The sequence below is a fragment of the Saccharopolyspora sp. 6V genome (assembly GCF_020176785.1).
GTDB lineage: Bacteria > Actinomycetota > Actinomycetes > Mycobacteriales > Pseudonocardiaceae > Saccharopolyspora_C > Saccharopolyspora_C gregorii.
In genome coordinates this window covers 12,857-36,769 of the sequence record NZ_JAIUKB010000140.1, presented here as the reverse complement: position 1 = coordinate 36,769, position 23,913 = coordinate 12,857, and the positions used below count along the sequence as shown (strand labels likewise).

Genomic DNA, 23,913 nt, shown 5'->3' with positions numbered 1-23,913 from the left:
TCTGCCCGGGGATCCTCGGGCTCGGCGCCGCCGCCCGCCCGGCGGCGCGCCCGGAGGACTTCCTGCCCCGCCCGGATGCGCCGGCGCCGAGGCCGGATCGAGTCGAGGTGACCCAGCCCTACATCCCGGCGATCCGGGAAGAGCGGCCGGAGTTCGCCAAGCGGCTCAATCCGGACCCACCGGCCGCGCGGGCGGGCACCATCGAGGAGGTGCCACCGAAGTCCCCGTCCGGCACGCTCGCCGATCTCATCCCGGTGACCCCGCCGGAGGCCCCCGCGGCCCCGCCGGTCCCGGACACCGCGGCCGCGCCGCCCGCGAAGGCCCCGCCGCGGCAGCCGGCCAAGCGCCGCAGCCTGGCGCGCAGGGTCGTGCGCCGCATCATCGGCCCGGACCTGCTGCGCAAGGACCCGCCGAAGAAGCGCCGCTGACGTTCTTCCCCGACGCGGCGGTCGAGCCCGAACCCGGTGCTCGGCCGCCGCGTCGTCGCGTGCGCGGCCACCGGCCGCCCGCTCCCCGCGGGATCCTCGGAAGGTCCCACCGCGCACCTCCGGAGGTCGCCCGTTGTCCCAGCCATCCCCGTCGTCAGCGGCGGACCGGTTCGACCAGGTCGTGGCCCGGTTGCGGGCGGCGGGCTGCGTTTTCGCCGAGGACGAGGCCCGGCTGCTGCTGGCGGCGGCCGCCGGCCCGGGCGACCTCGCCGAGCTGGTGCGGCGGCGGGCCGAGGGCCTGCCGCTGGAGCAGGTGCTGGGCTGGGCGGAATTCCTCGGGCTGCGCATCGCGGTCGAGCCGGGCGTGTTCGTCCCGCGGCGGCGCACCGAACTCCTAGCCCGCGAGGCCATCGACGCCGCCCGCGCCGCCGGCCCGGAACCGCTGGTGGTGGACCTGTGCTGCGGCTCCGGCGCGGTCGGCGCCGCCGTGCTGGTGGCTGTGCCCGCGGCGGTGGTGCACGCCGCCGACATCGACGCGGCCGCGGTGCGCTGCGCCCGCCGCAACCTGCCCCCGGAGCGGGTGCACGCCGGTGACCTGGACCGGGCGCTGCCCGCGGCGCTGCTCGGCCGGGTGGACGTCCTGGCGGTCAACGCGCCCTACGTGCCGACGGCGCGGATCCCGCTGATGCCGCCGGAAGCGCGCGACCACGAACCGGCGACCGCCCTCGACGGCGGGGACGACGGGCTCGACCTGCACCGGCGGATCGCCGCCGCCGCACCCGCCCTGCTCGCCCCCGGCGGTGTCCTGCTCATCGAGACCAGCACCGAGCAGGCCGCGGGAACGGCCGCGGCGATGACCCGGCACGGCCTGCTCCCGCACACCACCGAGGACCCGGACGTGGCGGGCACCGTGGTCCGCGGCAGCACCCGCTGACCTCGCCCGATGCGGAAACGCATGCGCATCCGGCAGTCCCGGGATCTGGAAGAAGTTGCGCCACCGGGGGGTCGCCTCAGTAATCTGAGCGATCTGATCTTCCACCGGTCGACGACTATCCACAGAGGACGCAGATGCCGTTGATCACCGACCCGGCGACGCCGCCGGTGCTGGCCGACAGCGTTCGGCTCGCCGACGACGGCGTGCACCTGCTGGACCGCCGGGTGTTCCCGTTCGAACGCACCTGGGTGCACGCCCGCGACGTCGAGCAGGTCGCCCGCGCCATCGAGGACATGGTCACCCAGTCCAGCGGCCCGTACTTCGCCGCGCTGTGGGGCCTCGCGCTGGCCGCCCGCCACGCCGCCGCCGACGCGCCCGACCAGGTCACCGAGCGGGTCCGCGCGGCCGCGGACCGGCTCATCGCCACCCGGCCCACCAACGACCACCAGCGGCTCGCCGCGGCGTTCGTGCTCGACGCCGTCGACGCCGCCCGCGCCCGCGGCGAGGACGCCCCGGCGGAACTCGCCGCCGCCGCGCTGGCCGGGGCGCGCGCCGGGGACGCCGACTACCGGGGGCGCAGCCGCGCCATGGGTGAGGCCGCCGCGCGGCTGCTGCCCGACGGCGCCCGGGTGCTCACCCACTGCTGGGGCGACCTGTACCTGACCGAGACGGTCGCCGCCGCCCAGCGCGCGGGCAAGGAACTCACCTTCTACTGCACCGAAACCCGCCCCTACCTGCAAGGCGCCCGGCTCACCGCCGAAACCCTCGCCGAGATGGGCGTACCCACCACGCTGATCACCGACGGCATGGGCGCTTCGCTGTTCAGCCGGGGCGAGGTGGACGCGCTGATCACCGCCAGCGACCGGGTCACCCTCGACGGGCACGTCATCAACAAGGTCGGCACGCTGCAGCTCGCCGTCGCCGCGCACGCCTTCGGCGTGCCGTACCACGCGCTGTGCCACGAACCGGACCCGAAATCCCCCACCGCGGCGGACGTGCCGATCGAGCACCGCGACGGCGACGAAGTGCTGCACACCCTCGGGCGGCGCACCGCCAGCGAACGCGTCCGGGGCCACTACCCCGCGTTCGACGTGACCCCGCCCCGGTTCGTCACCACCGTCGTCACCGACCAGGGCCCGTTCGCCCCCGGCGCGCTCGCCGGGTACGAGCACCCCACCCACGACCAGGGGGAACAGGCATGACCGAACCGGTAGCGGCCCGCTGGGTCGTCATCGACATCGAAGGCACGGTCACCCCGACCAGCCAGGTCCGCGAAGTGCTCTACGACTACGCCCGCCCCAGGCTCGGCCCGTGGATCGACGAGCACCCCGACGACCCGGAGGTCGGCGCCGCGGTCGCCGACGTGCGCGCCGAAGCGGGCCTGCCCGCCGACGCCGGCACCGACGCGGTCGTGGCGGTGCTGCACGCCTGGATGGACGCCGACCGCAAGGCCACCCCGCTCAAAACCCTGCAGGGCCTCATCTGGCGGCAGGGCTACGCGGACGCGGAGCTGACCACCGAGCTGTTCCCCGACGTCGTCGGCGCCCTGCTGCACTTCCACGACCAGGGCGCGGGGCTGGCCGTGTTCTCCTCCGGGTCGGTGGCCGCGCAGATCGCGTCGTTCTCGCACACCAGCGACGGGGACCTGCGGCACCTGTTCCAGCACCACTTCGACACCACCAACGCCGGGCCCAAGCGGGAGGCGCGCTCCTACCGGGCGATGACCGAAGTCCTCGGCACCGACCCCGGTGACGTGCTGTTCGCCTCCGACGTGCCCGCGGAGCTCGACGCCGCCGCCGAAGCCGGGTGGCGCACCGTCGGGCTCGCCCGGCCCGGCGAACCGTTCGCCGACGCCGACTTCGGCGCGCACCGCACCGTCACCACCTTCGACGACATCAGCATCGAGGTGCCCGCATGAGCGCCCCCATCACCGCCGGGGAGCTCGACGCCGCCGGGGCGGCGCTGGCCGCGGAATCCGCGCGGTTCGCCGGGCTCGGCTGGATGCGCGGCACCTCCGGGAACCTGTCGGTCACCTTGCGCACCGACCCGCTGCGGCTGGCGGTCACCACCAGCGGCCGGGACAAGGGCGAACTGACCCCGCAGGACGTGGTGGTCGTCGACGCGGCGGGCGCCGCCGTCCCCGACCAGCCGCGGCCCGGCCGGCGGCCGTCCGCCGAAGCCGGGCTGCACGCGCGCGTCGCCGCCCGCGCCGGAGCGGGAGCCGTGGTGCACGTGCACGTCATCGCCCCGGTGCTCGCCGCCGCCCGTTGGCCCGGCGGGATCGTGCTGCGCGACCTGGAGATGCTCAAAGGGCTCGGCCGCGGCGCCCACGACGACGAGGTGACCGTGCCGGTCGTGCCCAACGGGCAGGACATGACCTGGCTCGGCGACCGCTTCGACGAGGTCTTCGACCCGGCGACCCCGGCGCTGGTCGTCGCGGGCCACGGCGTGTACGTGTGGGGCGACGACCTCGCCCAGGCGCGGCACCGCACCGAATGCCTGGAGTGGTTGACCTCGTTCGCCCTCGCCGCCGACCAGCACACCTCGTGAACAGGAGAACCGCATGACCCTGCTGACCGTCTGGGACGACACCGACCCGGGCACCGCCACGCTGCGCACCGAGGACCCCGCCGAGATCGGTGGCGTCCTCAAGGAGTTCGGGGTGCGCTTCGAACGCTGGCAGCTGCGGGAGCTGCCCGCCGACGCCACCTCCGAGCAGGTCCTCGACGCCTACCGGTCCGAAGTGGACCGGGTCATCGACAGCGAGGGCTACATCAAGGTCGACGCGATCGCGATGCGGCCCTCCGCCGACCCCGAATGGCCGGCGAAGGCCAAGGCCGCGCGGGAGAAGTTCCTGTCCGAGCACACCCACGACGACGACGAGGACCGGTTCTTCGCCCGCGGCGCCGGGGTGTTCTACCTGCACCTCGACGGCAAGGTGTACGCGGTGCTGTGCGAGGCCGGGGACCTGCTCAGCGTGCCCGCCAACACCACGCACTGGTTCGACATGGGAACCAGCCCCGACTTCGTGTCGATCCGCTTCTTCCACGACGACGACGGGTGGATCGGCGAGTTCCTCAACACCGACACCGCCGAGAAGTTCCCCACCTTCGACGACCTGATGGCAGACCGCTGACGGTCCGCTTCCCGTCGGGAGCCGGGCCGGGTGGCGGAACCTCAGTGGTGCCCTCGCGAGGGCACCGCTGAGAAACCGCGGGTGGGTGGTCGGCCGCGCAGCACCTCCGCCGCTAGGAGGGGAATCCGCCGCGCGAGGTCGTGGGGTGGTGCACGGCCCGGCCGGTCCTGCCGGACCGGTGGGCCACCCACCCGCGGGTCAACGGCAGGCGTTCTCGATGACGTCCGCGCCCGCGACGGGGCCGCCGGCGGCGGCGATGTCGGCGCGCATGCCGGCCAGGTTGGCCCTGATGTCCTCGTCGGAGGCGACGGCCTCCACCGCGGCGAACACGCTCTGCGCGGTGATCTCCTCCTCCGGCAACCTGCGGCCCAAGCCCAGTTCGGTGACGCGGTCGGCGTTGGCGGCCTGCTCCATCATCTGCGGGACGCCCACCATCGGGACCCCGTAGGCCAGCGCCTCCATCGTCGAACCCATCCCGTTGTGCGTGACGAACGCCGAAGCGCGCCGCAGCACCCCCAGCTGCGGGAACGAGGGCCGCACGTCGAAGTTCGCCGGGATCTCACCGAGCTCGGCGACGTCCACCACACCGCCGATGGACATCGCGACCTGCCAGCGGGTGCCGCCGAAGGCCTCCAGGAACGTGCGGTACAGGTCCGGGCGGTCGTTGAACCCGGTTCCCAGCGAGATGAACAGCAGCGGCGCCTGCTCGTCGGCCGGGGTGTAGTCCTGCTCGGCGCGGCTGCCCAGGCACGGGCCGACGAAGTGGAAGCCGTCGTCGAAGGTCTCCCCGCCGAACTGGAACGACTTCGGCAGGAACACCACGCTGTCCGCACCGGGTACCGGGCGCATCGGGAACTGGTCGCCGGAGAGCCCGTACTCCTCGCCGAGCTCCTGGAACAGCGCGGCAGCCTTCACCAGCGCCGGGTGCTGCGGGTCGAAGTCCGCGGGCACCGACCGCTGCTGCAGCGACACCTGCTCGTTCGCGGCGAAGCTGGGTACCAGCGGGACGATCGGCACGTCCAGCTTCTGCGCGAGCAGCCGGCCCGCCGGGGTGAGCATGTCGACGCACACCACGTCGGGCCGGTCCGCGGAGAACCGCTCCAGCAGCACCGGCAGCGCGTTGCGGCTCTCCCCGTGCAGGTACTCCAGCATCCCGGCCATCAGGTCGACGGTCATCTGCATGCCGGGCCGCACCGACGGCAGCGTCGAGGGCATCTCGACCCCGTCGGCGCCCGCGGCCTCCACCAGCTCGAGCATGCTCTGCCCGGTGGCGTAGCTGACCCGGTTGCCGCGCCGGGTGAGCTCCTCCACCAGCGGCAGGGTCGGGTTGATGTGCCCGTGGCCGGGCACGGTGACCACGGCGATGTGCTTGTTCACGATTCCCCTAGCGATCGGTATCGGCCGTTCGGCCCGCACCGGTCCAGTCTGCCCCTCCCCGCTCGGCGAGGTGCGCGGGGAGCCGTGCGGTGATCGTCACACCGCGCGTGCTCTCGACATCGGATGGTCACTGCGCTCGCCCGCTGCGGCGATCAGCCCTTCACGCAGACGACCTGCTTGAGGTGGGCGACGACTTCGACGAGGTCGGTCTGCGCCCGGATCACCTCGTCGATGTCCTTGTAGGCGGACGGGATCTCGTCGACCACGCCCGCGTCCTTGCGGCACTCCACCCCGGCGGTCTGGGTCGCCAGGTCGGCGGCGGTGAACGTCCGGCGCGCCTTCGACCGCGACATCGCCCGCCCCGCGCCGTGCGAGGCGGAGGCGAACGACTCCGGGTTGCCGAGGCCGCGCACGATGAACGATCCCGTCCCCATGCTGCCCGGGATGATCCCGAGCTCGCCGCTGCCCGCGCGGATGGCGCCCTTGCGGGTCACCAGCAGCGGCACCCCGCCGTAGGTCTCCTCGGCGACGTAGTTGTGGTGGCAGGAGATCGGCTCGTCGAACCGGGTGCCCGGCACTGTGGCAGCCAGCGCCCGCTGCACCAGCGACACCATCACCGCCCGGTTGCGCCGCGCGTACTCCTGCGCCCAGAACAGGTCGCGCCGGTAGGCCGCCATCTGCGGGGTGCCCGCCACGAACACCGCCAGGTCCCGGTCCGGCAGGTCGGCGTTGTGCGGCAAGGACTTCGCCACCTCGATGTGCCGCTCGGCGAGCTCCTTGCCGATGTTGCGCGAACCCGAGTGCAGCATCAGCCACACCCGGCCCTCGTCGGCGCCGCCCTGCTCCAGGCACACCTCGATGAAGTGGTTCCCGCCGCCGAGGCTGCCCAGCTGCCGCAGCGCCCGCTGCCGCCTGCCGCGCACCCCGTCGTGCAGCTCCTCGAAGCCGCCCCAGAACCCGTCCCAGCCCGATTCGCCGGCCACCCGGCCGGTGTCCACCGGTTCGTCGTGCATCGCGAACCCGACCGGCACCGCCGATTCGATGCGCCGCCGCAGCCGGCCGAGGTCGTCGGGCAGGTCCGCGGCTCGCAACGAGGTGCGCACCGCGCTCATCCCGCAGCCGATGTCCACCCCGACCGCGGCCGGGGACACCGCGTCGCGCATCGCGATGACGCTGCCGACCGTCGCGCCCTTGCCCAGGTGCACGTCCGGCATCACCGCCAGCCCGTGCACCCACGGCAGGTCGGCGATGTTGCGCAGCTGCGCCATCGCCGCGTCCTCCACCCGGGACGGGTCCGCCCACATCCGGATGGGAACCCCGCTGCCCGGCACCACGCTGACCACCACGACCTCCTAGGAAGAACCGCCACCGGACCCGACGGGTCTCCGGGGCGGGAAGACGAAAAACCCGGGCCGCTCGGGCCCGGGCACCAGCACGCGAGAACGACGGGCGTCAGCGGACGCCACGACGCGCGGGCAGGACGGGACACGAGCGGATTCGCCACCGGACCGGCGCCACGCGACCACCTCCCCCGCGCTCGAACGACTCGTCGATCATGCGGTCCGGCCGCGGCGGGCCGCAACCGGATTTCCGCGGCCGGGCCTCACGCCCGGGTGAACTCGGTGGTCAGGACGTGGGCCTTCGCCGGGCCCGCCACGTGCCAGCGCTGCCACCAGGAGCCGGGGCCGTGCACCGCGTACTCGCCGCGGTAGAGGTCGGCCCGGCAGGGGTGCTCCACCCGCCAGCGCCCGGACCGCAGGTCCAGGTCGTGGAAGTAGCCGCCGTGGTCGAAGTGCACCGACGCGGTGGCCGGGTCGACCAGCCGGTAGTGCAGCGTCCGCTGCGCCGGGCCGCGGTGCGCGCCCAGCTCCAGCTCCCCGGTCTCGCGGTACACGAGCTCGCCGGACCCGGCGGTGAACTCCGCTTCGCCCGCGAAACCGCCCAGCCGCGCGCCCGCGTCGTCGGCGATGTCGCGCCGCAGCACCCACCGGCCCGCGAAGTACTCCGCCAGGTCCGGGACGGGAACCGGGGCCAGGTCCGGGACCGGGAGCGGCTCGGTCACGCCGAGGCGCCGGTGGAACCGCCCACCACCGCGTCCGAGGACGCGGCCTCCTTCGGCGGCAGCAGCCCGGACACGTCCGAACCGGTGTCGTTGATCTTGAGCACGAACGGGCGGGTCTCGGTGTAGCGCACCACGCTGATCGAGCACGGGTCGACCACGATCCGCTGGAACCCGTCCAGGTGAACGCCCAGCGCGTCCGCCAGCACCGACTTGATCACGTCGCCGTGCGAGCAGACCGCCCACACCGCGTTCGCCCCGAACTCCGCCGACACGCGCGCGTCGTGCTCGCGGATCGCGGCGACCGCCCGCGCCTGCACGTGCGCCAGACCCTCCCCGCCGGGGAACACCGCCGCGGACGGGTGCTGCTGCACCACCGACCACAGCGGTTCGGCGGTCAGCTCGGAGATCTTCCGGCCGGTCCAGTCGCCGTAGTCCACTTCGGAGAGCCGCTCGTCCACCACCGGTGCCAGCTCGCGGGACGCGGCGAACTCCCGCACCGTCTCGCCGCACCGCTGCAGCGGGGAGACCACCAGCGAGGAGATCGGCACCTCCGCGAGCCGCCCGGTCAGGCCCGCCGCCTGCGCGTTCCCCGCGGTGTCCAGGCCCACGCCCGGGCTGCGCCCGGCCAGCACCCCCGAACCGTTCGCCGCCGACCGTGCGTGCCTGAGCAGGATGAGTGTCGCCACGGAAACCGAGGGTAGGCCCCGCCGCGGACCGCGCCGAACCCCACCCGAGCACGACGGTGGGCCGGCGCCGTGCGGGCACCGGGCCACCGGGGGCCGAGCACGATCAGGGCTGCATGACGCCGAGCCCGAGCAGCGCGAACACCAGCAGGCCCAGCCCGATCCGGTACCAGACGAACAGGTACACGCTGTGGTGCTCCACGAACCGCAGCAGCCACGCGATGCACGCGTAGCCGACCAGGCCCGCCACCAGTGTCGCCACGATCATCTGCACGCCCGAGGGCTGCAGGCCAGGCCCGCCGCCCTCGAACACGTGCGGGATCTCCGAGAGCCCGGCCGCGAACACCGCCGGGATCGCCAGCAGGAACGAGAACCGCACCGCCGTCGGCCGAGTCAGGCCCAGCGACAGCCCGGCGGTGATCGTGCCGCCGGACCGGGACACCCCGGGGATCAGCGCCAGCGCCTGCGCCAGTCCCATCAGCACGCCGTCGCGCAGCGTCAGGCCGTCCTGCGCCCGCTGCTGCCTGCCGAACCGCTCCGCCAGCCCCAGCAGCACACCGAAGACGATCAGCATCGCGCCGGTCACCCACAGGCTGCGCAGCGCCCCGCGGATGTAGTCCTGGAACAGCAGGCCCAGCACCCCGATCGGGATGCTTCCCACGATCACGTACCACGCCAGCCGGTAGTCCTGGGTGCGCCGCACCTCGGCGTCGACCAGGCCGCGGAACCACGTGCCGATCAGCCGGACGATGTCCTTGATGAAGAAGATGACCACGGCCAGTTCGGTACCGATCTGCGTCACCGCCGTGAACGAGGCGCCCGCGTCATCGCCGAAGAACAACTCCGAGACGATCCGCAGGTGCCCCGACGACGAGATCGGCAGGAACTCGGTCAGACCCTGGACCACGGCGAGCACCATGGCCTGCAACCACGACAACTGAACCCACTCCAGTGCTGTGAGAGATGAATCGGGCCCGCACCGGTTCCGCGACCAGGGCGACGCCTCGTCCTGAGCGCAAATCTTGCATCACCGCACGCACCTGGAGGGCCCCTTGCGCCGACTGGTCGCCGCCTGCCTCACCGCCACCGTGCTCACCGGCTGCGGTGGTGTCGGCGCCGACGATCCGCTGCAGGTCACCGACGCGCTCACCGCCGCCGAACCGGCCCGCGCCCCTGGCCAGGCCGCCCGGCCCGCGGGCACCGTGGTGCCCGCCCCGCCGACCGCGCTGAGCGCGTTCCTGCCCGGCGCTTCGACGTTGGCGACCTCGCACGAGCGCACCGTGTCCCTCTACGACGCGCGCGACCTGCGCCGCGCTCCGCGCACGGTGCAGCTGCCCGCGGCGCCCGCGACGTTGCGCGCCACCCCGGACGGGAAGCTGCTGGCCGCCCAGCCCGACGCCGACCTGGTCGCCCGCATCGATCCGGCGACCGGGGCCGCCGAGCAGCTGCGCTACCCGGGCCGTCCGCTGGACGCCGCGGTCGTTCCCGGGGGGCTGGCGGTGGCGTTGGAGGCCACCGGCAGCGTCGCGCTGCCCGGCGGGAAGCAGGCCACCGGGTTCAAGCGGCCCGCGGAGTTGGTCGAGCTCGGCGGGCGGCTGCACGTGCTCGACGTGCTGGCGACCTCGTTGACGCCGGTCGACCCGGCCACCGGGGAGAAGGAACCCGCGCTGCGGGCGGGTGCCGGCGCCACGCACGTGGCCGCCGACCGCTACGACCGGGTGCTGGCCGTGGACACCCGCGGGCAGGAGCTGCTGGCCTTCGCCACCGATCCGCTGATCATGAAGCAGCGCTATCCGGTGCCCGGCGCGCCCTTCGCCCTGGCCTACGACCCCGACCGGGACCTCGCGTGGATCACGCTGACGGCGAGCAACGAGCTCGTCGGCTACGACGTCGCGGGCGGGGAACCCCGGGAGGTGCACCGGGTGCCGACCGTGCGGCAGCCGAACTCGGCGGCCGTGGACCCCGCTACCGGAGCAGTGTTCGTCGCCTCGGCAACCGGGGCAGGAATGCAGGTGGTGACGCCATGAGCGAAGAACGGGACCCCGAGACCTCTTCCGAGCCCGCCCCCGCCGGCCGCGGGGCGCGGGAGAGCGGCTTCTCCGACGAGAAGTGGGACTACCGGCCGCTGCGGCTGCCGCCGGGCATCACCCGGCTCAGCGCCGCCACCCAGCTGAGCATCCACGCCGAGTTCTCCGGGTGGGAGCTGTCCCGGGTGTTGCTCTACTCCGACGGCACCCGCAAGGTGTGGCTGCGCCGCCGCCGGAGCACCCCGGGCGTACCGGAGCTGCGCACCTGATCGATCGCCCGTCGGGTGGGTGAGCCGGTATCGGCGGTCTCCGGTCTTCGCGGGTTCCTGACGCGTTCCTGATGCGTCGGCCGTGCCGTGTGGCGGGTCCGTTCCGGTGGACTAAAGATATCGACGGCGTGGTGGGAGTGCGATCTGCGCCACTCCCCAGGACCATCGGCCATACCCTCCCGACACCCGACGAACAGGAGCACGACGTGGAACCCGCCGAGCACAACCCGGCCGACCAGTTCGACCCGCCGCGCGCGAGCGTGCAGACGCTGCTGCCCGAGGCCGCCGTTCCAGGACAGCACCGCGGGCAGTGGCCCGGTGAGCTCGACGACGCCGACGAGAGCCACCTGATCCGCGGCTACGACTGACCGAACCCGGTCCCCGGCCCGGGACCGCCCGCCACCGGCTACGCGGGTGCGCTCCCCACCCGGTCGTCCAGCGCGGCGCCGAGGGTTCCGGGCCAGGTCGCGGCCATGCCGCGCACTCCTGCCAGCGCGGCGTGCAGCCTGCCGCGCGCGTCGAGCTCGGCGCCGCTCTTGAGCCATTCCCGCAGCACCTGGTTGTGGGGGGGGACGACGGCGGCCGCCGCGACCGCCGCGCGCAGCGCCGCGTCCGGTTCGCCGTCGTAGCGGCCGCGCAGGTAGCGGGTGAACGCCCGCTGGTAGTCGTCGGTGCTGGCGATCTCCTTGGCCCGCAGCGACGGGACCTGCCTGGTCAGCGCGAAGCGCTGCAGCGACACCGCGGGGTCGGCCAGGTAGGTCTCCAGCACCGCTTCGGCGGCCCGGCACACCGCGGGCAGCGGTTCCTCGCCGTCGGCCTGCTCCAGCAGTTCGGCCACGTCGGCCAGCCGCTCCTCGTGGTCGCCGAACACGGCGTCCTCCTTGGAGCGGAAGTAGCGGAAGAAGGTGCGCCTGCCGACCCCGGCGGCCTCGGCGATCTGGTCGACGGTGCTGGCTTCGAACCCGTTCGCGGCGAACAGGTCCAGCGCGGCCGACGACACGGTGCCGCGGATCCGGCGGCGGCCCTGCGGGGTGCGGCCTGCGCGCGGCCGCGGCTGCTCGGACATGGCCGAAATATACCCACCCGATTGAGAGTGGCACTCCGTGCCGTTAGGATTCCGGCGACCGAGGGCGCGGCGCCACACCCGCACCCGGATCCGGCGATCACCACGGCCCCAGCGCAACGCTGGAGACGGGAGGCAGCAGTGAACCCGAACTTCGAGACCTACCGGCTCAACGACGAGCACGACGCCCTGCGCGAGGCGGTGCGCGCCCTCGCCGAGAAGGAGATCGCCCCGCACGCCGCCGAGGTCGACGAGCAGGAGCGCTACCCGCAGGAAGCGCTCGACGCCCTGGTCAAGGCCGGGTTCGCCGCCGTGCACGTGCCCGAGGCCTACGGCGGCGAAGGCGCCGACTCGGTCGCCACCTGCATCGTCATCGAAGAGGTCGCCCGCGTCTGCGCCTCCTCCTCGCTGATCCCCGCGGTGAACAAGCTCGGCACCATGCCGATCATCCTGTCCGGCTCCGAGGACCTGAAGAAGAAGGTCCTCGGCGACCTCGCCGCGGGCACCGCGACCGCCTCCTACGCGCTGTCCGAGCGCGAAGCCGGCTCCGACGCCGCCGCCATGAAGACCCGCGCCCACCGCTCCGGCGACGACTGGGTCCTCAACGGCAGCAAGTGCTGGATCACCAACGGCGGCGTGTCCAGCTGGTACACCGTCATGGCCGTCACCGACCCGGACAAGAAGGCCAACGGCATCAGCGCCTTCGCCGTGCACAAGGACGACCCGGGCTTCGTCGTCGGCCCCAAGGAGAAGAAGCTCGGCATCAAGGGCTCCCCCACCGTCGAGCTCTACTTCGAGGACGCCACCATCCCCGGCGACCGCATCATCGGCGAGCCCGGCACCGGCTTCAAGACCGCCCTGGCCACCCTCGACCACACCCGGCCCACCATCGGCGCCCAGGCCGTCGGCATCGCCCAGGGAGCTCTCGACCAGGCGCTGGCCTACGTCAAGGAGCGCAAGCAGTTCGGCAAGTCCATCAGCGACTTCCAGGGCGTCCAGTTCATGCTCGCCGACATGGCCATGAAGGTCGAAGCCGCCCGCCACATGGTCTACGTCTCCGCGGCCCGCGCCGAGCGCGGCGAGGGCAACCTCGGGTTCATCTCCGCCGCCGCGAAGTGCTTCGCCTCCGACGTCGCCATGGAGGTCACCACCGACGCCGTGCAGCTGTTCGGCGGCGCCGGCTACACCCGCGACTTCCCGGTGGAGCGCATGATGCGCGACGCCAAGATCACCCAGATCTACGAGGGCACCAACCAGATCCAGCGCATGGTGATGTCCCGCGCCCTGCTCAAGGGCTGACCGCCCCGCCCGTGGCCCCCGGTACCGCCGGGGGCACGGCACGGTCACGCCTCGCCCGCGTCCTCGTCGTCGGTCTCCCGCGCCAGCTGGTTGCCCGCCTCCGCGTACAGGCTCGTCAGCAGCCACGCCCCCACCCCGATGTCATCGGTGATGCCCACCAGCGGCAGCAGGTCCGGCACGAAATCCAGCGGCCAGATCAGGTACAGCACCCCCGCCAGCCACAGCACCGTCTGGTAGCGCGGCACCGCCGCGGGCCGGCCGCGCCACGGCGCCGCGACCATCGACGGGATCGCCCGCAACCGCCGCACCGGACCACCCGTGCCCGGCGCCGAGCGGTGCGCCCGCCGCGCCGCCCGCACCGGGGCGAGCCTGCGCCGCACCAGCGCGACCAGCCCGGCGATCACCACGCCGATGCCCGCCGCGATCAGGCCGCCCGGCACCAGCCAGCCCTGCCCGCTCCAGTCCCCGACCACCAGCGCCACCACGCCGGCCAGGACGAGCACTCCACCAACGGCGATCATCACGAACACCCCTCACGAGCACGGGAACCGGCACCAGCCTGCCACGAGCCGCCGCGCCGCCCCGATCACCCGCCCGGTCCGACCGGCACGCGGGCCACCACGATCCGTGCCACAGTCGCCGAGGGCCGGGCGGACAGCAGGGGGGCACCGTGGTCGAACAGGCCGAACCGACACGTCGGCAACCGTCGCTGGCCCGCGCGGGCGGCACGATGGCCATCGCCACCGTCGTCAGCCGCATCACCGGACTCGCCTCGAAGGTCGTGCTCGTCGCCGTCCTCGGCCTCGGCATGGTCAACGACTCCTACACGGTGGCCAACACGCTGCCGACCGTCGTCAACGAACTGCTCCTCGGCGGCGTTCTCACCAGCGTCGCCGTCCCGCTGCTGGTGCGCGCCCAGCAGCGCGGCGAACGCAACGGCGAGCAGTACGCCCAATGGCTGATCACCACGGGTGGGGTGCTCATGGCGGGGGCCACCGTCGTCGCCGTCGCCACCGCACCGCTGCTCACCGCGCTCTACCTCGGCGCCCACACCCGCGCCAACACCGCGCTGACCACCGCTTTCGCCTACCTGCTGCTGCCGGCGATCCTCTTCTACGGCCTGTCCGCGCTGCTGTCGGCGGTGCTCAACGCCCGGCACGTGTTCGGCCCGCCCGCCTGGGCGCCCGTGGTGAACAACCTCGTCGTGCTCACCACGGCCGGGGTGTTCGTGCTGCTGCCCGGCACCATCACCCTCGACCCGGTGCGCATGGGAGAACCGAAGCTGCTCGTGCTCGGCATCGGCACCGCGCTCGGCATCGTCGCGCAGAGCCTCGTCGTCGCCGTCTCCCTGCGCCGCACCGGTTTCCGCTACCGCTGGCGGTGGGGCTGGGACCACCGGCTCGGCGAGTTCGCCTCGCTCGCCGGGTGGGTGGTGCTCTACACGCTGATCAGCCAGTTCGGCATGATCGTCACCACCCGCGTCGGCGCCCAGGGCACCGAGGGCAGCGTCGCCACCTTCACCTACGCGTGGCTGCTGTCCCAGGTCCCCTACGGCGTGCTCGGGGTGTCCCTGCTGACCGCGCTCATGCCGCGCATCAGCCGCTCCGCCACCGACCCCGACACCCGCGCGTTCGTCGTCGACCTGTCGCTGGGCACCCGGATGAGCGGGGTGCTGCTGCTGCCGATCAGCGCGCTCATGCTCGTCGCCGGGGGCTCGCTGGGCATCGCGTTCTTCTCCCTCGGCAACAACGGCATCGCCGCCGCCGACCGGCTCGGCGCCACCATCGGGGTGTGCGCGCTGGGCATCGTGCCGTTCGCGATCACCATGCTGCAGCTGCGCGCCTTCTACGCCATGAAGGACGCCCGCACGCCCACCGCCATCAACCTGATCATGGTCGTGTTCCGGTCGGGGCTGTGCTACCTGTTCCTGGCCACCACCGACCCGGAGGACCTCGTCGTCGGCGTCGCGCTCGCCATGTCGCTGAGCTTCGCCCTCGGTGCGCTGGTCGGGCAGCTGTGGCTGCGGGCCCGCGTCGGCGGCGTCGACACACGCCGCACCGCGGGGAGCCTGCTGCGCGCGCTCGCGGTCACCGCGGTGGCCTGCGGCTGCGCCCTCGCCGCCGACCGGGCCGTGCACGCCGCGCTCGGCGAGACCGGTGCCGTGGCCGGTGCGTGGATCACGCTCGTCGTGGACGGCGTCGTCGTGCTCGTCGCGAGCTTCGGCGGCCTGCTGCTGGTGCGCGCCCCCGAAGTGCAACCGGTGCGCGAAGCGCTGCGCCGGCGCTGAGCGCGCAGGCTCACTTCGGGTTGCGCGCCCGCACCCGGGTGCGCTCCACCCGCAGCGCTGCCAGCTCCTCCGGTTCCGCGATCGGCTGCAGCGGCGCCCCCATCGCCCACTCCAGCAGCAGGTCCGCCAGCGCCGGGTTCCGCGCGAGGATCGGGCCGTGCAGGTAGGTGCACACCACGTGCCCGCGCACCGCGCCCTCCGCGCGCTCGTGCCCGTTGCCGGTGCCCCGGGTCACCCGCCCCAGCGGGACCGAACCCGCACCGAGCCTGGTGCGGCCCAGGTGGTTCTCGAAGCCGGTCAGCATCCCCACCCCGGCCAGCACCGAGTTCGCCGTCACCTCGCCGATCGCGCGTTCCCCGGCGGGTTCGGTGACCGCGTCCACCAGCCCCAGGCCTTCGTGGCGCACCCCGTCGCCGGTGGTGAACTCGGTGCCCAGCAGCTGCAGGCCCCCGCAGATCCCCAGCACCGGCACCCCGCGCGCCGCCGCGCGCTGCAGGCCGGGCGAACGCGACAGCACCCGCATCGCCGCGGTCTGCGCCACGTCCTCACCGCCGCCCAGCAGGTACACGTCGCAGGACTCCGGCACCTCCGGGGCGGACGACAGCACCGTCACCGTCTCGCTCGGGATGCCCCGCCACGCCAGCCGCTGCTCCAGCACCAGCACGTTCCCGCGGTCCCCGTAGGTGCCCAGCAGGTCCGGCAGCAGCAGCGCGATCCGCACGCCCCCGCTCATCGGGTCACGCTCCGGGCCAGCAGGTCGCGGAAGGCGGTGTAGTTCGCGATCACATCCGGTTCGGCCCCGCTGCGGCCCAGCGCGTCCTGCGGGGTGCTCACCACCTCACAGCGCACCCCCGCGTACCGCAACCGCACCGCCAGGTCCAAGCCCCGTTCGCCGGTCACCAGCACCGCCCTCCCGCGCAACGACTCGAAGTCCACGTCCCACAGCCAGGAGACGTCGTAGCCGTCGGCCTCCCTGCTGTTGACCACCAGCACCAGCGGCCGGTCGTGCCCGGAGACCAGGTCGAGCATCTCCAGCCAGCTCGCCGGGTTCTTCGCCAGCAGCAGCCGCACCACCCGGTCGTCGAGCAGCACGGTGGCGTAGCGGCCGCTGGCCTGGCGCAGGTCGGCGATCCGGGCCAGCACCCGGTCCGGGTCGCAGCCGAGTTCGGCGGCGGCGGCGACCGCGAAGGTGGCGTTGATCCGGTTGACGTGCCCGGGCAGCTGCAGGCTCAGCTGCCGCGCCCGCCCGTCCGGGCCGAGGACCGCCTCCGCGGTGACCGTCCAGTCCGCCTCGGGGCGGGCCAGGCCGCACTCGCAGCGCCACGGCCCGTCGAGGTCGGTGATGCCCGCGCCGCAGCGCGGGCAGTTCGACGCGTCGTGCATCCAGCGCGCCCCGCCGGACACCCACGTCACCCCGGGGTGCCCGGCGGCGACGGAGACGATGTTCGGGTCGTCGCGGTTGGCGACGACGCGGGTCCGCGGCACGCGTTCCAGCGCGGCGCGCAGGCTGCGCTGCACGGTGCGGATCTCCCCGACGCGGTCCATCTGGTCCCGGCTGAGGTTGAGCAGCACGATCACCGACGGCGCGAACTCGGCGGTGACCTGGGCGAGGTGCAGTTCGTCCACTTCGAGGGCGGCGAACGGCGCGGACAGGTCGGTCATCAGCGCGGCGACGTGCCCGTCGAGCATGTTCGCGCCGGTGACGTTGCTGGTGGCGGTGCCGCGGCTGCGCAGGGCTTCGGCGACCAGTGCGGTGGTGGTGGTCTTGCCGTTGGTGCCGGTGATCATGACGATGCGCCGGCCCGCGGCGAGCCTGCCGAGCAGGCCGGGTTGCAGGCTCAGCGCCAGCCTGCCGCCGATCATGCCGCCGCTGCCCAGGCGCAGCCGCCGAGACATGCCTGCGACGACGCGGCCCGCGCCGACGGCCAGCGAGGTGCGCAGCGGCCTGCCGGTGGCGGGTCCGCCGGGATGCGGCGGGGCGATCACCCGCCACGGCGGGACCACGGCCGGGTCGGTGGGCGTCGCGTCGTCGGCCGCGCGGGGCGGCGGCGGGACCCCCTCGCCCGCCGCGGTCCGCTCGCCGTCGGGCTCCGCGGTCTCGCCCTGCTCGCCGTCCCTTCTGGTTCCGGTCATTCGTCACTCCCCCTTGACGAACAGCGGTGCGGTGGCCGGTGTCCGGCTCACCTCACTGCCGCGGGACCAGGGGATCGACCAGGTCCGGCCTGCTCACCGCCCTCGCCCGCCGCTTCGACAGTGTGGCCCGGCGCCGCCGATACAGCGCGACGAATCCGAGCAGGCCACCGGCGGTCAACGTCAGCGCACCGACCTGCCCGTGGGTCTGCAGCGATTCGGCGAGCACCACCTGATGTGCGGGGAACACGACTCCTCGGCACCTCCTTCCCCGTGTCGGCTGAGCCGGGTTTCCGGCGTGGCCCCCATGGTCGGAGCGCGTCGGTCACGGACCGGTGCCGACATGCCGGGGCGTCACCCGGCCGGGCTGCACGTTCCGGTCGTGCGCGGCGAGCTCGGTGCCGCGGTCTCGTCCGGCGATCAGGCGTCGCGGCTCACTAGGGTCGTCACCGCGTCCGGTGCCGGGACCGCCGGACGCGGTGACGCGCTGGGGGTCCCGCCGGGGACCGGGGAGTCGTGCGATGACCGAGTACTGGGTGCTTTTCGTGCTGGGGGCGATGGCGTTCGGCGGGGTGTGGTGGACGGCGTGGGACATCCGGTCGGACCTGCGGCGCAGGCGGCTGAAGTGACCCGGTCTGCTGGCGGCCGAGGGCGACGGCCTCGGGTCGTCGAACGCGCGCAGCGGGTCGTTCCCGCAGCCGCTGAGCTGCCGACCACCTGATCAACGGCCTCCGGCGAGCCGCGAAGAGAGCTATTCGACGTGGAGGCCGTCGCTGTTCATGGCTTTGGACAGGGTGGGTGCGGTCAGTGCGGTGACGACGAGCACCGACACGGCGGCGAAGGCCAGCACCGCGGCGGTGCCCGGCAGGTCCAGCGCCGGGATCTCGGCGAAGTCCGTCACGTAGATCAGCACGCCCAGCCCGTACCCGGCGGGCACCGCGATCGCGGTGGCCAAGAGCATGGGTACGGCGTTCTGCAGGAAGGCCGACCAGACGAGGGTGCTGCGCTTGGCCCCCACCGCACCGAGCACGGCCATCGGGCGGGCCCGTTCGTGGATCTGTTCGACGGCGGTGACCAGCAGGCTGCACCCGATCAGCGAGAACACCACCAGAGCTCCTGCCAGCAACCCCGTCTTCACCAGCTGGAGCGTGGCGGTCGGCACCACGGGCCCCGCCGCGACGGTTTCGGAGACCTCCCCTTGTTCCAGGCTCGCCTCGACGAGGTTGCGGATGCGTTCGACGAGGTCCTGCGGGACCGTCGCCGCCAGTTCGATCCGGATGTCCACGTTGCGCGGCTCCAGCGGGATGCCCGTCGCCGCGGCCGGTGTGATCAGCAGGCCCGCGGGCGTGAGCATGTTGCGCTCGGCGTTGCGCGGTTGCGTCGGACGCAGCGGCGGAACCGCCCAGGAGGCCCCGGCGCCCGGAGTCTCGGCGCTGGAGCCTCCTGGCGAGCCGACCGTCCACGTTTCGCCGGTGCGCGGCGGTTCGCCCTCGCCGTCGCTGCCCGCGGACGCGGCGAAGGTGTCGCCGTCCCGGCAGTCGGGGGCCATGCCGAGTCGGATGATCAGGTCGCAGTCGGCGATCACCGCGTAGGTCGAGCGGTCCGGCCCGGCCTGGAGGGTGATCTGGTGGTGGCCGCTGACCGCGACCACCCCGGGCAGCGCCGCCAGTTCGGTGCGCAGCTGCTGCAGCCCGTCCCGGCCGGAGCCGTCCTCGCGCCCGGAGATCGACGCCGTCCGCGGCTCCGACGGATGCTCTGCGACCTGCTGTTCGAGGGAGGCGACCATGGTTTGGAGGGCGATGATGCCGGTGACGACGACGGCGATGGCGCTGACGGAGCGGGCCGCGGTGCCGCTGGTGAGGTGCAGGCGGCGGAGTGCTAGTTGCCAGGCGAGCGGGCCTGTGTGCCAGCGCCGGGCGACGTTCTCCACGATCCAGGGCAGCAGCAGCGGCACCGACAGCAACACCAGCGCCACCGAGAGGACCACCAGCGCGCCCCAGGCGTTCGAGTCCAAGCCCAGCGGCATGCGCGACACCACCAGACCGGCGATGCCCAGCGCCGTCGCCGCTCCGCGCGGCCACAGCCTGCGGCGGATCGGCGTGGCCTGGCGCACCGAGCGCAGCGGGTCGTGCACGGCGCCGCGCAGCGCGACCAGCGAGATCAGCACGGTGAGCGCCGGAACCCCCGCGGTGATCAGCACCGCCGACCACCACACCGGGGTGATGTCGGAGACGAACACGGACACGAACGACGTCTCGAACCGGGAGAACGCGAGGTGCCCGGCGAGGAACAGCACCCAGCCCGCCAGCACCCCGGTGCTCGCGCCGACCAGCGCTTCCCCGGAGGCGATGCGTCGCACCTGCCAGGCGCTGGCGCCGACGAGGCGCAGTGCGGCGAGCCTGCGTTGCCGGGCTGCTTCGGCCAGCCTGGTCGTGCTGATCACGAACACCACGACCGGCAGCAGCAGCGCGCAAGCGCCGATCAGCACCAGCAGCCAGGTCGACTCCCCGTACGAGGGCGGCCGGTAGGTCTCACCGAAGTGGTCGACGACCCGGACGCTCGCGGCCTGCTCGGTCAGCCCGGACGCACCACCGTAGTAGTGCAGCTCTCCTGGTGTGAGCAGTCCGTCGTCGCCGATGGTGCCGGTGATGGTGCCGGGCAGGCGTTCGCGCAGCAGTGCGGAGTCGGGTCGGGCCAGCAGGTCGGCCAGTGCCGGGGACACGATCAGCTCTCCCACGGCCGGGTAGTGGTCCAGCCCGGTGGGCAGCGGCGCGTCGGGGCGCTGCGGCTGCAGCAGCCGCCCGGTGATGCGCTGCCCCCGGAACGTCGTGTTGCTGTGCAGTCCCAGGACGGCGGTGGAGGCCGCGGGCTCGGTCTCGTAGGTGAGCTCCATGTGGCGGCCGGCGGTCCGCTCCACGTGCCGCTCCAGCCACGTGGGCAGCGACGCGCTGATCAGGAGGACGAGCACACCGATGCCGATGCCGACGGTCATCAGGGCGAGGCGCCCCCACGGCGTGTTGCGGTCGCCGACGGCGAGCCGTGCGCCCAGCACCAGGTCTGCGGTCCAGGTGCGGATCCTGCTCATCGTGCGCGGTCTCCTCGGCGTCGGTGACGGCTATTCGGTGTGGAGCCCGTCGGGGCTCATGGCCTTGGACAGGGCGGGGGCGGTCAGTGCGGTGACGACGAGCACCGACACGGCGGCGAAGGCCAGCACCGCCGCCATCCCCGGCAGGTCCACGGCGGGCAGGAGCGTGAACCCCGCCGCCATGAGCACCCCGCCGAGGACGTAACCGACCGGGACGGCGACCACCAGGGCCAAGAGCATGGGTACGGCGTTCTGCAGGAAGGCCGACCAGACGAGGGTGCTGCGCTTGGCCCCCACCGCACCGAGCACGGCCATCGGGCGGGCCCGTTCGTGGATCTGTTCGACGGCGGTGACCAGCAGGCTGCACCCGATCAGCGAGAACACCACCAGGGCCCCTGCCAGCAGCCCGTACTTGACCAGGTTCAACGCGATGCGCGGGTCGGTCCCCTCGGTGTAGCTCTCGTAGATGTCCGGGTTCGGCAGGTGGTGCCAGGCCGCGGTGCGGATCTGGTCGAGCAGCTGCGGTGGCGCGTGCTCGTCGCGCATCACGGTGAGGCTCACCCGGCGGATCTCCATCGGGATCCCCGCGGCGGCGGCCGGGGTCAGCACCAGGTTCGGCGCGTTGAGCGCCTCGGGCGTGCGCGGGCCTGCGGGGAGCACGGGCGGGACGATCCAGGCGATGGTGCCCGGCCCGGTGGCGTTCGAACCGGACCGGTCGATCTCCCACCGCTCCCCTTCGCGCAGCGGCCGTTGACCTTCTTCGGGTGGGCTGTGCTCGGTGCGGGTTGGTGAGAAGGCGTCACCGTCGCGGCACTCCCCGACCTCGATGATCCGGCTGATCGTGGCGCAGTCGGCGATCGCCACCGACGCGGCGGAACGTTCTCCGGAACGCAGGGAAACCGTGTGCTGGGCCGTCACCGAGCGGACCCCGGGCAGCGCGGCGATCTCGTCCCGCGTGGCGCTCAACCCTTCCCGGCCGGTCAGGTCCTCCTGCCCGTAGACGTTCACCTCCGATGTGCTCGTCCGGGTGGACAGCCGCTGGTACTGCTGTTCGAGGGAGGCGACCATGGTTTGGAGGGCGATGATGCCGGTGACGACGACGGCGATGGCGCTGACGGAGCGGGCCGCGGTGCCGCTGGTGAGGTGCAGGCGGCGGAGTGCTAGTTGCCAGGCGAGCGGGCCTGTGTGCCAGCGCCGGGCGACGTTCTCCACGATCCAGGGCAGCAGCAGCGGCACCGACAGCAACACCAGCGCCACCGCGAAGACCGGGATCGAGATGCGCAGGTCCGAGGACCCGATCTCGGTCCAGGGGACCGTGACGCCCACCATGCCCAGCACGAGCGGCACCAGCCGCGGCCACAACCGACGGCGGCGGGGCATCGCCTGGCGCACCGCACCGAGCGGGTCGCCGACCGCGCCGCGCAGCGCGGCCAGCGCGATCAGCACGGTGGTCAGCGGAACACCCGCGGTGATCAGCGCCGCCAGCCACCACACGGGCGTGAAGTCGTCGACGAACGCCGAGAAGCCCGCCACCTCGAGCCGGTCCACCGCCCAGTGGCACACCGCGAACAGCACCCACCCGGCGAGCACGCCGGTGGTGGCGCCGACGAGGGTTTCGCCGGAGGCGATGCGGCGCACCTGCCAGGCGCTCGCGCCGACGAGGCGCAGTGCGGCGAGCCTGCGTTGGCGGGCGGCCTCGGCCAGCCTGGTCGTGCTGATCACGAACACGATGACCGGCAGCAGCAGTGCGCAGGCGCCGATCGACCACAGCATCAGGGTTTCCGGCGTCGAGTTGAACTTGTCGTCGTGGGTCTCGCCGAAGTGGTCGTCGACGCGGTAGTCGGCGTTCCACTCGGTCAGCCCGCTGGCGCCCGCGTAGTAGTACAGCTCTCCCGGCGTGAGCAGTCCGTCGTCGCCGATGGTGCCGGTGACGGTGCCGGGCAGGCGGTCCCGCAGCAGCTCGGTTCCGGGCCGGGCCAGCAGGTCGGCCAGTGCCGGGGACACGATCAGCTCTCCGGCCGCCGGGTAGTGGTCCAACCCGGCGGGCAGCGGGGCGTCCGGGCGCCGCGGTTCGACGAGCAGGCCCTCCACCGCTTCCCGGCCGAACGCGGTCCTGCCGTCCAAGCCGAGCACCGCTGCCGGGACCTGCGACTGCTCGGCCGTGGCGTGGGCCATGTCGCGGGCGGCGATGCGCTGGTCGCGGGCGTCGAGCCAGTTCGGCAGCGCGGCGCTGGCCAGCAGCACGAGCACGCCGATGCCGATGCCGATGGTCATCAGCGCGAGGCGTCCCCACGGGGTGTTGCGATCGCCGATGGCGAGGCGGATCCCCAGCACCAGGTCGGCGATCCAGGTGCGGGACCTGCTCATCGCGCGGTCTCCTCCGCCAGGGCCGTTCTCCCGTCGCGGATGACGACTTCGCGGTGCGCGTAGGCGGCGACGGTGGGTTCGTGGGTCACCAGCACCACGGCGCTGCCGGATTCGGAGGCGGTCTCGGTGAGCAGCTGCATCACTTCGCGGCCGCCGGTGGAGTCGAGGGCACCGGTCGGTTCGTCGGCGAAGATCACCGACGGGTCGGCGACCAGTGCGCGGGCGAGGGCGGCGCGCTGGCCCTGACCGCCGGAGATCTCGCCGGGGCGCTTGTCGAGCTGGGCGGTGACGCCGAGCTTGTCGGCCCAGTCGCGGGCGCGGCGCTCGGACTTGCTGCGGGCGGCACCGCTGAGGCGCAGCGGCAGCGCGATGTTCTCCAGCACGCTCAGCTCCGGGACGAGCTGGCCGAACTGGAACACGAACCCGAACTCGGAGCGGCGCAGCGCGCTGCGCTCGTCGTCGGACATACCGGTGACGTCGCGGCCGCGGAAGCGGACCGTGCCGGATTCGGGGGCGACGACCCCGGCCATGCAGTGCAGCAGCGTGGACTTGCCGGAGCCGGAGGCACCGACGACGGCGACGACCTCACCGGCGTCCACGGCGAGGTCCGCGCCGCGCAGCGCGGGGGTGGCGCCGAAGGAGCAGACCAGATCGGTCCCGGTGAGCATCGATTCGGTGCCGGACCTGGACGCGGTCATGCTGGGATCTCCTTCTGCGTGCTGCGGGGGCCGGGTGCGACGGCTCGATTCTCCCGGTCGCGCGCCGC

Annotated in this window: 24 protein-coding genes; 11 read left to right on the top strand and 13 right to left on the bottom strand. The window is 73.4% G+C overall.

Annotated features, from left to right (window positions below; genetic code table 11):
• The 6 genes from LCD35_RS24385 to LCD35_RS24360 form a co-directional block, all read left to right on the top strand.
• Positions 1-428: hypothetical protein (locus LCD35_RS24385; RefSeq protein ID WP_308016938.1), on the top strand; the 428-nt coding region annotated here is incomplete at its 5' end.
• Between the two features lie 133 nt (positions 429-561).
• Positions 562-1,362 carry a putative protein N(5)-glutamine methyltransferase gene (locus tag LCD35_RS24380; protein WP_224962651.1) on the top strand — a complete coding sequence of 267 codons (801 nt, stop codon included), beginning with the start codon at positions 562-564 and terminating at the stop codon, positions 1,360-1,362.
• Positions 1,363-1,496: 134 nt separating this feature from the next.
• Entirely contained in the window at positions 1,497-2,564 is a 1,068-nt protein-coding gene (locus LCD35_RS24375) for a s-methyl-5-thioribose-1-phosphate isomerase (RefSeq protein WP_225044966.1), read from the top strand.
• Positions 2,561-3,280, top strand: a complete 720-nt coding sequence (gene mtnC / locus LCD35_RS24370) for an acireductone synthase (protein WP_224962647.1) — start codon at positions 2,561-2,563, stop codon at positions 3,278-3,280. The genes LCD35_RS24375 and mtnC overlap by 4 nt, the downstream gene beginning before the upstream one ends.
• A complete protein-coding gene (gene mtnB / locus LCD35_RS24365; protein WP_224962645.1) occupies positions 3,277-3,912 on the top strand; it encodes a methylthioribulose 1-phosphate dehydratase in 636 nt (211 codons plus the stop codon). The genes mtnC and mtnB overlap by 4 nt, the downstream gene beginning before the upstream one ends.
• A gap of 13 nt (positions 3,913-3,925) precedes the next feature.
• Positions 3,926-4,498 (top strand): acireductone dioxygenase, encoded by a 573-nt coding sequence (locus LCD35_RS24360; RefSeq protein ID WP_224962643.1) that lies wholly within the window; start codon positions 3,926-3,928, stop codon positions 4,496-4,498.
• A gap of 198 nt (positions 4,499-4,696) precedes the next feature.
• Here the strand turns inward: LCD35_RS24360 and LCD35_RS24355 are convergent, their stop codons facing one another.
• The 5 genes from LCD35_RS24355 to LCD35_RS24335 form a co-directional block, all read right to left on the bottom strand.
• On the bottom strand, positions 4,697-5,875 hold the full coding sequence (locus LCD35_RS24355) for a macrolide family glycosyltransferase (RefSeq protein ID WP_224962641.1): 1,179 nt from the start codon (positions 5,873-5,875) through the stop codon (positions 4,697-4,699).
• A gap of 152 nt (positions 5,876-6,027) precedes the next feature.
• Positions 6,028-7,179, bottom strand: a complete 1,152-nt coding sequence (locus LCD35_RS24350) for an RtcB family protein (RefSeq protein ID WP_224962653.1) — start codon at positions 7,177-7,179, stop codon at positions 6,028-6,030.
• Positions 7,180-7,478: 299 nt separating this feature from the next.
• Entirely contained in the window at positions 7,479-7,937 is a 459-nt protein-coding gene (locus LCD35_RS24345) for a DUF6314 family protein (RefSeq protein ID WP_224962639.1), read from the bottom strand.
• Positions 7,934-8,623, bottom strand: a complete 690-nt coding sequence (locus tag LCD35_RS24340) for a histidine phosphatase family protein (RefSeq protein WP_224962636.1) — start codon at positions 8,621-8,623, stop codon at positions 7,934-7,936. Before LCD35_RS24340 ends, LCD35_RS24345 begins: the two co-directional genes overlap by 4 nt.
• 103 nt (positions 8,624-8,726) lie before the next feature.
• The gene (locus LCD35_RS24335; protein ID WP_224962634.1) at positions 8,727-9,557 is read right to left on the bottom strand and encodes an undecaprenyl-diphosphate phosphatase; all 831 of its coding nucleotides are present in this window, start codon (positions 9,555-9,557) and stop codon (positions 8,727-8,729) included.
• Positions 9,558-9,672: 115 nt separating this feature from the next.
• Between LCD35_RS24335 and LCD35_RS24330 the strand changes: the two genes are divergently transcribed.
• The 3 genes from LCD35_RS24330 (at position 9,673) to LCD35_RS24320 (ending at position 11,284) form a co-directional block, all read left to right on the top strand.
• The gene (locus tag LCD35_RS24330; RefSeq protein WP_224978422.1) at positions 9,673-10,647 is read left to right on the top strand and encodes a hypothetical protein; all 975 of its coding nucleotides are present in this window, start codon (positions 9,673-9,675) and stop codon (positions 10,645-10,647) included.
• Positions 10,644-10,916, top strand: a complete 273-nt coding sequence (locus LCD35_RS24325; protein ID WP_224960547.1) for a DUF5703 family protein — start codon at positions 10,644-10,646, stop codon at positions 10,914-10,916. The genes LCD35_RS24330 and LCD35_RS24325 overlap by 4 nt, the downstream gene beginning before the upstream one ends.
• A gap of 206 nt (positions 10,917-11,122) precedes the next feature.
• The gene (locus tag LCD35_RS24320; protein WP_224960549.1) at positions 11,123-11,284 is read left to right on the top strand and encodes a hypothetical protein; all 162 of its coding nucleotides are present in this window, start codon (positions 11,123-11,125) and stop codon (positions 11,282-11,284) included.
• 38 nt (positions 11,285-11,322) lie between these two features.
• On the opposite strand, the gene LCD35_RS24315 is transcribed toward LCD35_RS24320, so the two are convergent.
• Complete coding sequence (locus tag LCD35_RS24315) at positions 11,323-11,982, bottom strand: TetR family transcriptional regulator (RefSeq protein WP_225044965.1); 660 nt, start codon at positions 11,980-11,982, stop codon at positions 11,323-11,325.
• Positions 11,983-12,120: 138 nt separating this feature from the next.
• Between LCD35_RS24315 and LCD35_RS24310 the strand changes: the two genes are divergently transcribed.
• Positions 12,121-13,278, top strand: a complete 1,158-nt coding sequence (locus tag LCD35_RS24310; RefSeq protein WP_224969010.1) for an acyl-CoA dehydrogenase — start codon at positions 12,121-12,123, stop codon at positions 13,276-13,278.
• A gap of 44 nt (positions 13,279-13,322) precedes the next feature.
• On the opposite strand, the gene LCD35_RS24305 is transcribed toward LCD35_RS24310, so the two are convergent.
• The gene (locus tag LCD35_RS24305; protein WP_224960553.1) at positions 13,323-13,799 is read right to left on the bottom strand and encodes a YkvA family protein; all 477 of its coding nucleotides are present in this window, start codon (positions 13,797-13,799) and stop codon (positions 13,323-13,325) included.
• Between the two features lie 149 nt (positions 13,800-13,948).
• Here LCD35_RS24305 and murJ point away from each other — a divergent pair, with 149 nt between their 5' ends.
• The gene (gene murJ, locus LCD35_RS24300; RefSeq protein WP_224968316.1) at positions 13,949-15,565 is read left to right on the top strand and encodes a murein biosynthesis integral membrane protein MurJ; all 1,617 of its coding nucleotides are present in this window, start codon (positions 13,949-13,951) and stop codon (positions 15,563-15,565) included.
• Between the two features lie 10 nt (positions 15,566-15,575).
• Here murJ and LCD35_RS24295 read toward each other — a convergent pair whose 3' ends face one another.
• The 6 genes from LCD35_RS24295 to LCD35_RS24270 form a co-directional block, all read right to left on the bottom strand.
• Entirely contained in the window at positions 15,576-16,298 is a 723-nt protein-coding gene (locus LCD35_RS24295; protein WP_224960556.1) for a type 1 glutamine amidotransferase, read from the bottom strand.
• A complete protein-coding gene (locus LCD35_RS24290) occupies positions 16,295-17,698 on the bottom strand; it encodes a MurT ligase domain-containing protein (RefSeq protein ID WP_224960558.1) in 1,404 nt (467 codons plus the stop codon). Before LCD35_RS24290 ends, LCD35_RS24295 begins: the two co-directional genes overlap by 4 nt.
• Before the next feature lie 52 nt (positions 17,699-17,750).
• Positions 17,751-17,945: a hypothetical protein gene (locus tag LCD35_RS24285; RefSeq protein WP_224960560.1), complete on the bottom strand. Its 195-nt coding sequence runs from the start codon at positions 17,943-17,945 to the stop codon at positions 17,751-17,753.
• A gap of 501 nt (positions 17,946-18,446) precedes the next feature.
• The gene (locus LCD35_RS24280; RefSeq protein WP_225044963.1) at positions 18,447-20,780 is read right to left on the bottom strand and encodes an ABC transporter permease; all 2,334 of its coding nucleotides are present in this window, start codon (positions 20,778-20,780) and stop codon (positions 18,447-18,449) included.
• Positions 20,781-20,810: 30 nt separating this feature from the next.
• On the bottom strand, positions 20,811-23,147 hold the full coding sequence (locus LCD35_RS24275; protein ID WP_225044961.1) for an ABC transporter permease: 2,337 nt from the start codon (positions 23,145-23,147) through the stop codon (positions 20,811-20,813).
• A complete protein-coding gene (locus tag LCD35_RS24270; protein WP_224968308.1) occupies positions 23,144-23,845 on the bottom strand; it encodes an ABC transporter ATP-binding protein in 702 nt (233 codons plus the stop codon). The genes LCD35_RS24275 and LCD35_RS24270 overlap by 4 nt, the downstream gene beginning before the upstream one ends.
• Positions 23,846-23,913 lie beyond the last annotated feature (68 nt).

Coding starts and splice junctions, on each gene's coding strand:
- LCD35_RS24280 (WP_225044963.1), bottom strand. CDS start 20,780: ATGAGCAGGATCCGCACCTGGACCGCAGACCTGGTGCTGGGCGCACGG.
- LCD35_RS24290 (WP_224960558.1), bottom strand. CDS start 17,698: ATGACCGGAACCAGAAGGGACGGCGAGCAGGGCGAGACCGCGGAGCCC.
- mtnB (WP_224962645.1), top strand. CDS start 3,277: ATGAGCGCCCCCATCACCGCCGGGGAGCTCGACGCCGCCGGGGCGGCG.
- LCD35_RS24375 (WP_225044966.1), top strand. CDS start 1,497: ATGCCGTTGATCACCGACCCGGCGACGCCGCCGGTGCTGGCCGACAGC.
- LCD35_RS24305 (WP_224960553.1), bottom strand. CDS start 13,799: ATGATCGCCGTTGGTGGAGTGCTCGTCCTGGCCGGCGTGGTGGCGCTG.
- LCD35_RS24270 (WP_224968308.1), bottom strand. CDS start 23,845: ATGACCGCGTCCAGGTCCGGCACCGAATCGATGCTCACCGGGACCGAT.
- LCD35_RS24325 (WP_224960547.1), top strand. CDS start 10,644: ATGAGCGAAGAACGGGACCCCGAGACCTCTTCCGAGCCCGCCCCCGCC.
- LCD35_RS24275 (WP_225044961.1), bottom strand. CDS start 23,147: ATGAGCAGGTCCCGCACCTGGATCGCCGACCTGGTGCTGGGGATCCGC.
- LCD35_RS24350 (WP_224962653.1), bottom strand. CDS start 7,179: ATGTGGGCGGACCCGTCCCGGGTGGAGGACGCGGCGATGGCGCAGCTG.
- LCD35_RS24295 (WP_224960556.1), bottom strand. CDS start 16,298: ATGAGCGGGGGCGTGCGGATCGCGCTGCTGCTGCCGGACCTGCTGGGC.
- LCD35_RS24360 (WP_224962643.1), top strand. CDS start 3,926: ATGACCCTGCTGACCGTCTGGGACGACACCGACCCGGGCACCGCCACG.
- LCD35_RS24315 (WP_225044965.1), bottom strand. CDS start 11,982: ATGTCCGAGCAGCCGCGGCCGCGCGCAGGCCGCACCCCGCAGGGCCGC.
- mtnC (WP_224962647.1), top strand. CDS start 2,561: ATGACCGAACCGGTAGCGGCCCGCTGGGTCGTCATCGACATCGAAGGC.